Origin of the sequence: Halobacillus sp. BBL2006 (assembly GCF_000786645.1) — a bacterium.
Lineage (GTDB): Bacteria > Bacillota > Bacilli > Bacillales > Halobacillaceae > Halobacillus.
The window spans coordinates 1-7,101 of sequence record NZ_JRNX01000119.1 but is presented as its reverse complement, the minus strand read 5'-3'; the positions used below and the strand labels follow the sequence as shown (position 1 = coordinate 7,101).

Genomic DNA, 7,101 nt, shown 5'->3' with positions numbered 1-7,101 from the left:
TGCCTGCCACACTCTTTTGTTTATAGGTGACATCTAAGGCCCGTTGAATTTCATTAATCCTTGTTGAAGTTAACTCTTTTCGCTGTTGATGCCCGCTAAGTTCGTTGACCGATAACAAGATTGTATAGCTGGAACTTCCATTAGGGATCAAGACATGTTCGTGTTCCTTAGGAAAATGCCTTTTAATTAACCGCTCCACTGCTCGTCTGTACCGCTGTAAGTTCACTTCTTCTTTCACATCGACATCCGAATTTCCAATTCTTTTATACCAATATTCTTGGAACCCGCTCATTTCTAAGAGAACCGCAACCCTTGGCTTATATATATTAATCCCAAACATCCAGCCTCTTGTAGCAAAAAGTTTTTCATCTTCAAAGCGATTATTAATCCACTCATTAACGAACGTTTCCCTGGCCTGATTTTCTAACTCGACCTGTTCGTCTAAGTAAGCTTCTTTAATCAGAATTTCAGTCATTCGCTGTAATAGAGCTCCCAACTGGTTAACTTCATCAGGATCACCAGTGATACCAATCACACCGACAACCTGGTCGTGAAGTCTCACAGGTAAATTAATGCCGGGCTTAGCACCCAGGTAAGTTTGATTCGAAGAAATGACCACTTTCTGTTCCGTTCGCAATACCTCTGCTGCTCCCTCATGAAAATCCCCAATCCGCTGATGATCTAAACTCGCAATGATTTTGGATTCTTCATCCATAAAGTTGATGTTCTTATTCATAATGGATTCTGTTTCGTTCACAATCGACTGTGCGACTTCTTTAGGTATCAGCATAGTTAACGACACTCCATTTTCTCATGATATCGATAGTAACATTGTACAGGAGTTTTATATTTTAGCTAGACAAATAGAATTCTATAGCAAAGTCCATTCCTCTTACCCGTTACGGGGAAAGTGAAGATGTTGCCAAGCTAGTATTATTTCTAGCAACTGATGATAGTAAGTTCATTACTGACAGCTTAAGGGAACCAAGTGGCAACCTGCTCATTCACTCATCTTCTTCACGCGATAATATACTATCCAGAACTAGAAAATGAACCTCCAAATTCGCGGAGATTCCTTTTTTTAACAAAATCATTTGTCATTCAATCAATAACTCTAACAACAAAACCGCCTGCCTCCACTTTCTTCTTTTCTCCCTCAACATCCACAAGATAAACTCCAACTTCATCGGTGGGCACAATAGAGTTGATCGTTTGATTCTTTTCACCAAAATAAAGTTTGATTTCGTGTTCATCCTCTGGGTCAATGCCCTCCAAATTCGTGGTGACTTCTTTTATGCTCTCATTAGACAAGTTAGAGGATCCCGGTTCAGGTGTGGAGACTCCTAGACCTTGGTTGTAAATCCCTTGCAACAATTTAATGACTTCCGCAAAACCAAAAAAGAGTATACCTGAAATAAATCCACTTGCTAACGCGCTCAGTCCAAATACCGGCGGCAGACTAGGAGACGCACTAGCTAAGCCGTCATTTCCAAACATAACTAAACTAGAAACCACACCAAATAGAACAGAGACAACACCACAAAAACTTAATACATCAGCTATTTTGTTATTTGACACGATTCATCCTCCACACTCAACAATGTTTATTTGGAAATATAGTATGTTGGGGATGACCTGGCTATGTTAATAATATAAGCTTCTTACTCCCACTAATTTTAGCGAAAAATAAAATTTTGGAATCAACTCCTTCACTTTTAAATATAAAAAATAAGTGAAGGGAGGAATCCTAAAGATGAGATGGAGCATTATAATCATCTTCGTTTGCACCATGCTTTCAGCCTGTTCTCCCGCAAACGGAGAGGATATTAGAAGGGAAAACGAAAAAGTTAAAACGAACTTTATGAACGAGGTTACAAATCAACTGAATCAAGGAGAACTCTCGAATTACGTTTCTACTGGACTAGAGGTTGACGATGTTGAAAGCATTCTACGAGGTGATACGACGCATTATGGTTTTAAACTGACAGGGAAGTTAAATAAAGAATTTGAGTCACTGACGGAAAGAGAACAGTACGAGATCTTAAAAGAATTCGATTCTAAATCATTTACAAAAACATTTGATGATGAGCAGATTGACTACTCTTGTGAAATGGATTCGATCACGCTCTCTACCCCTTCAGATACTTTTAAAGTTTCAAGAGCCACATCTTTTATTATTCAGAAAAATAATCTGTACTTCAGCCCAACTCCGACTGTTACGGCTTACAAAATTTTAGACCAGGTGGACGATTCAGAAATTTACAGCTATATGAAAGACCAATATGATAAACTCACCAATTTCGGAGAGAATTATGATCCGAAATACCATGACTTGCTTGTTGCGGAAAAGGCGGCTGTTAAGTTCAGCATTACAGCGGAAGAAGCTGCTGAAATCTATATAAACTATCAAATAAGACAAAAATGATAAACTTGGCACCCGCCAAGTTTATTTCTTTTAGAAGGTAAGATGTGTTCGTTGATTTCATCTCAACTTTGAGCGATTTTCATTCTACATTCGCTGATTCCCATATACCTTTGAGTGATTCCAAGAAGAACTTCGTCGATTCATTCACTCAACTCGCTGATTACACCCCCTCCTTCCCTCCATGGGCTTTCACAAAAGACTATTTACAAAGACTATTACTCCCTCCTCGTAATTCTCTTCCTTTCCCGGTGCTAGAATACCTGTTAGAAATAGGTGAAAAATGTCCTATAACAGAGGAAATTGTCTTAGTTAACAACAACTATTTCTGAAAATTCAAACAGTTATATATACTCTGTATACTTTCTACAAATTTTCCTATAATTGGTTATATTCCAACTAGGAGGTATGTAATGAAGAAAAAACATGTAATTCCAATGGCAGTCCTTTCGTCCGCTTTGATCATGGGTACTGTGGCCCCGACGAGCACCTTAGCGGTGACTAACCAGACACCTGCTGAAGTCGTTCAGAAAAAAGTACATAAAGCGAATGACAACAAACCATTTTTTGTGAAAGAAAAACAAGCAGAGAAACAAAACAAAGCTGATGCCCGTTCAGCTAAAGCATTTTTGAAGAAGAATAATGCGAAATATAAAATCGATGCTCCAGATGAAAGCTTAGATGCGTCTGAAGTGAAAAAAGATGACTTAGGTATGACACATGTGAAGCTGCAACAGAAGAAAAACGGAGTTCCTGTCGATGGAAATATGGTCACCGTTCACTATAGCAGTGACAACCGTGTTCAATCGGTGAGCGGTCAATTTAATGATTCAGTAGAGGAAACGTCAATCTCTACAGAAGCATCTCTTTCTAAAGAAGCGAGTGTCAAAAAGGCGAAAGCTGCTGTAAAAGCACCAGAGCAGCTCGAAGCTTCTCCAACAAGCGAGCTCGTCATTTATCCTTTCAATGATGAAAATCATCTGGCTTACAAAGTCAATGTCAACTTTATGGGAGAAAACCCAGGCAACTGGTTTGTCTTTGTGGATGCAAATACTGGTGAAGTCATCGATCAATACAATGCGATTATGCATGCAGATGGTTATCAATCTTCCATTGGGGCTGGTGTAGGCGTATTAGGTGCAAAACGCAACCTGCATATCACTCATAGCAACGATAAAAGTGTTGAGGGGGGTACAAACTTCTACTTATATGATAATTCCCATGTGAACTTAGACGGGATTTACACATACGATTTGGAAAACCAATGGGGCGGGTCCGCTTCTCTTTTTCAATCGAATGATGCAGCCTTCAAAGACAATTATGAGCGCCCTGCGGTCGATGCCCACTACAATTCAGAAGAAGTCTATGATTATTACAAGGAAGAACACAACCGTAACTCCATAGATGGAGAAGGCATGCCAATCATTTCGGTTGTCCACTTTGGTCAAGACTATAACAATGCTTTTTGGAATGGCCAATATATGACGTATGGAGATGGAGACGGAGAATTTTTCATCCCATTATCTGCGGGTCTTGATGTTGCCGCTCACGAAATGACTCATGGTGTCACCACCTACTCAGCTGGGTTAAAATACCGCAATCAGTCTGGAGCGCTAAACGAAGCTTTCTCTGATATCTTTGGTGCGTTAATCGATGAAGAGGACTGGGAGCTTGGGGAAGACATCATGGCAGATGAAGCCGTCGCTTCAGGTAGAACTTCGCTTCGCAGCCTGAGCAACCCGAGCAAATATCCTGTTGGAGAAAAATACGCTCCGTATGGGGATGGAAACGGGATGTATCCATCCAACATGGACGAGTATTATGATCTGCCACTCGATTTAGACAATGGCGGCGTTCACATCAACTCCTCCATCATCAACCATGCCGCTTATATTACTGGTGAACAGATCGGCAAGGAAAAACTTGGGCAGATTTATTACCGTGCGCTTACCGTTTATCTGACTCCAGATTCTGACTTTAGTCACGCACGAGAGGTGATCGTTCAATCTGCGGTTGATATCTATGGCGAGGGTAGTGCAGAAGCGATGGCGACAGCGGATGGGTTCAATCAAGTAGGAATCACTGAGTAATATAATTAGGAGGCAGGAAGGTATTTCAGAAACAACTCTCAAATTAACTTCATTTGAAAGAAGCTGGCATCCGACCAGCTTCTTTTTTTTATCATTATTCACCCTCTGATTTAATTCGGAAATACTCTGCCGCTTCTCTCAAACGCTGATTCTCCTCTTCCATGGTCACCATTCTTTTATCACGCTGTTGCTTGTAAATTAGTAAACCGTAGACGGCCACGAACAAAACGATCCACCCTACAAGGAAGATTGGGTCTAACCTTTCTTGAGAGAGCCAAGCCAAATATTTAATCTGAAAGATCGATAATGAAGTCAATAAATAAAATGATACAAAAAACCATTTCCACCATCTTTCTACACCCAATCCTCCCTTTCCACTCGTCTTCAACGAAGAAAGTGTAAGGACTTTGTGTTGCTGTTCGCCTTGTTTATCGTTAGTAAGATGCTTCTTCTGATTTCCGATAATGGTTCGTTGATTTTTGATTATTGTTATAATGATCCATAAAATACATCCAATCACCGCAAACAAAATGAACAAAGAAAAAATAGGTGCAACAGTTGTAATGAATGATACATATTCAGAGACCTCTTCCACTTCTTCCATAATTCAGCCTCCCACCGTTTATCATGTCATACAGCTTTGTTTACTTATATTCTATGCAAACTTTATTTAGGAGCATTTTTGAATAAAAACGAAATGCTAAGGATTTGATGAATTTTTCTCAACTAACTTCTTTCTATTAAAGAGCAAAATAGAGAATAAAATAATGATTGTGATTAATGTAAAAGCCAAGATATAGATGATACCACCAAATAATAAAAACGTATTGATAGACCAAACATACTTAAATCATAAAACAGCAGTAACAATCCCAGTAAAGCCATTAATTAGACTGCCTTGAAGCCCGTGTCTAAGCACTTTCCCTGTCTTCTTGATATTAAAGATAGAGAATTGAAGACTTAATAGTAAGCTAATCATCATAAGAACAGAACTGATTACTAGAACTTCGTCCATCTACCCCCCCACTCATTTGAATACTATATTCGAGTCACTCCCGTAATTGCTGATAAATCTATTAATTCGAATTATATATAACTTCTTCACTGGTGGTAAATAGCCTCAGACTTTTACATAGAAAAAACTCGGTATTACACCCGAGTTTTACTTTTTTAAAAGTATGTAATCAACTCTCATACAACTCCAACGGCTGCGCATCAGGATCTTGAAAAAACGTGAACTTCTTTCCTGTGATCGGATCTACTCTTACCGGCTCAACCTTGACCCCTTTCTCTTCAAGTTCCCTCTTGCTATCTTCTATGTCATCTACTGCAAAAGCTAAATGTCTCAATCCTCTTGCTTCCGGATAGCTTGGTCTCTCAGGTCGATCTGGAAAAGAGAACAACTCAATCTGATAGTCTTCTCCAATAGCCAAATCCAGTTTATATGAATCTCGCTCTTTCCGGTACGTTTCCGAAATAACCTTTAACCCTAGTGTATCAACATAAAAGTGCTTGGACTTTTCATAGTTTGAACAAATAATGGCTACGTGATGAATTTTCTTTATGTTCATACCTGATTCCCTCCTGGTAAACATATTTTCTATTTCATTCTACTATACGTATCTCCTTACTAGTGAAACACCACTCGACAATTTCCATATTATTTCCACGTATATTTCCCCACAAGGTATAGGCAAAATGGATTATAAAGAGGTGACCACATGCTATTAATGCTTGTACTAGGTTTTATTATCCCATGGTTAACGGCTGGTTATGTGTACAAAAAGACACCAAAGCTCTTCTTTACCGTTGCTCCCTTCGCAGCCCTTATTGCTCTGATTTTGAATCAGTTCGGAATCCAACTTGGTCTTTGGACTATTCACCCGCCATCTAAAGTGGTCATGATGGATTCTATCTTTCTAGATTTAGGTATTTTTACGGTATCGGCGATCTGGTTTACGTATTTCCTCTACTATAAGCAGAAAAATCCATTATGGGTGTACCCGTTATTTGTCCTCGGGATGACAGGTGTAGAAGGAATCGCTATATTGATTCATACGTTGACCTATGACGAGAAATGGAACATTTTCTACACGTTTTTGATGTACCTAGGTGGATTTATGACCATCCATCTCATTACTCGTAAGCTGGACAAGCTCGAAGTCTACCCTTAATATCCTCTTTTCGGTGTCAGGTACCCGTTGACCTTCTCATCGTACCTGGTACCAACTCGTTTCATTTCGGTACCAGGTACGGATTTGTCTCCGCGATGTACCTGGTACCCAATGACTTATTCTCCATACCTGGCACCAACTCGTTTCGGTGCCAGGTACTGGTTTGTCTCCGCGACGTACCTGGTACCCAATGACCTATTCTCCATACCTGGCACCAACTCGTTTCGTTTCGGTGCCAGGTACTGGTTTGTCTCCGCGACGTACCTGGTACCCAATGACCTATTCTCCATACCTGGTACCGAAAGAAGAAAGTCGGGTACCTGACACCACCAACAACACCAACAAAAAAAGGCTGCCTTCTCAACAGGCAGCCTCTTCCTATATTAACTATGATCACTTAGCAAACAACACACCA

9 protein-coding genes are annotated in these 7,101 nt (G+C 39.9%); 4 read left to right on the top strand and 5 right to left on the bottom strand.

The annotated features are described in order from the left end of the window. A partial coding sequence (locus tag LD39_RS21715) for a sugar diacid recognition domain-containing protein (RefSeq protein WP_304413570.1) occupies positions 1–790 on the bottom strand: 790 nt, incomplete at its 3' end. Positions 791–1,101: 311 nt separating this feature from the next. Next, positions 1,102–1,578, bottom strand: a complete 477-nt coding sequence (locus LD39_RS04400; RefSeq protein WP_035543288.1) for a hypothetical protein — start codon at positions 1,576–1,578, stop codon at positions 1,102–1,104. A 175-nt stretch (positions 1,579–1,753) separates the two neighbouring features. Between LD39_RS04400 and LD39_RS04395 the strand changes: the two genes are divergently transcribed. Both LD39_RS04395 and LD39_RS04385 read left to right on the top strand, forming a co-directional pair. Beyond that, positions 1,754–2,425, top strand: a complete 672-nt coding sequence (locus LD39_RS04395) for a hypothetical protein (RefSeq protein ID WP_035543285.1) — start codon at positions 1,754–1,756, stop codon at positions 2,423–2,425. Between the two features lie 410 nt (positions 2,426–2,835). Next, on the top strand, positions 2,836–4,512 hold the full coding sequence (locus LD39_RS04385) for a M4 family metallopeptidase (protein ID WP_035543278.1): 1,677 nt from the start codon (positions 2,836–2,838) through the stop codon (positions 4,510–4,512). Between the two features lie 94 nt (positions 4,513–4,606). Here LD39_RS04385 and LD39_RS04380 read toward each other — a convergent pair whose 3' ends face one another. From LD39_RS04380 to LD39_RS04375, 3 genes are all read right to left on the bottom strand, one after another. After that, complete coding sequence (locus LD39_RS04380; protein WP_035543275.1) at positions 4,607–5,116, bottom strand: hypothetical protein; 510 nt, start codon at positions 5,114–5,116, stop codon at positions 4,607–4,609. A 246-nt stretch (positions 5,117–5,362) separates the two neighbouring features. Continuing rightward, positions 5,363–5,527, bottom strand: a complete 165-nt coding sequence (locus LD39_RS22480; protein WP_156112563.1) for a hypothetical protein — start codon at positions 5,525–5,527, stop codon at positions 5,363–5,365. 169 nt (positions 5,528–5,696) lie between these two features. Further along, positions 5,697–6,083, bottom strand: a complete 387-nt coding sequence (locus tag LD39_RS04375; RefSeq protein ID WP_035543272.1) for a VOC family protein — start codon at positions 6,081–6,083, stop codon at positions 5,697–5,699. Positions 6,084–6,233: 150 nt separating this feature from the next. On the opposite strand from LD39_RS04375, the gene LD39_RS04370 reads away from it, so the two are divergent. Both LD39_RS04370 and LD39_RS23440 read left to right on the top strand, forming a co-directional pair. Next, positions 6,234–6,686, top strand: a complete 453-nt coding sequence (locus LD39_RS04370; protein WP_035543270.1) for a hypothetical protein — start codon at positions 6,234–6,236, stop codon at positions 6,684–6,686. Positions 6,687–6,849: 163 nt separating this feature from the next. Beyond that, the coding region (locus tag LD39_RS23440) for a hypothetical protein (protein WP_231572510.1) at positions 6,850–7,101 on the top strand (252 nt) is incomplete at its 3' end.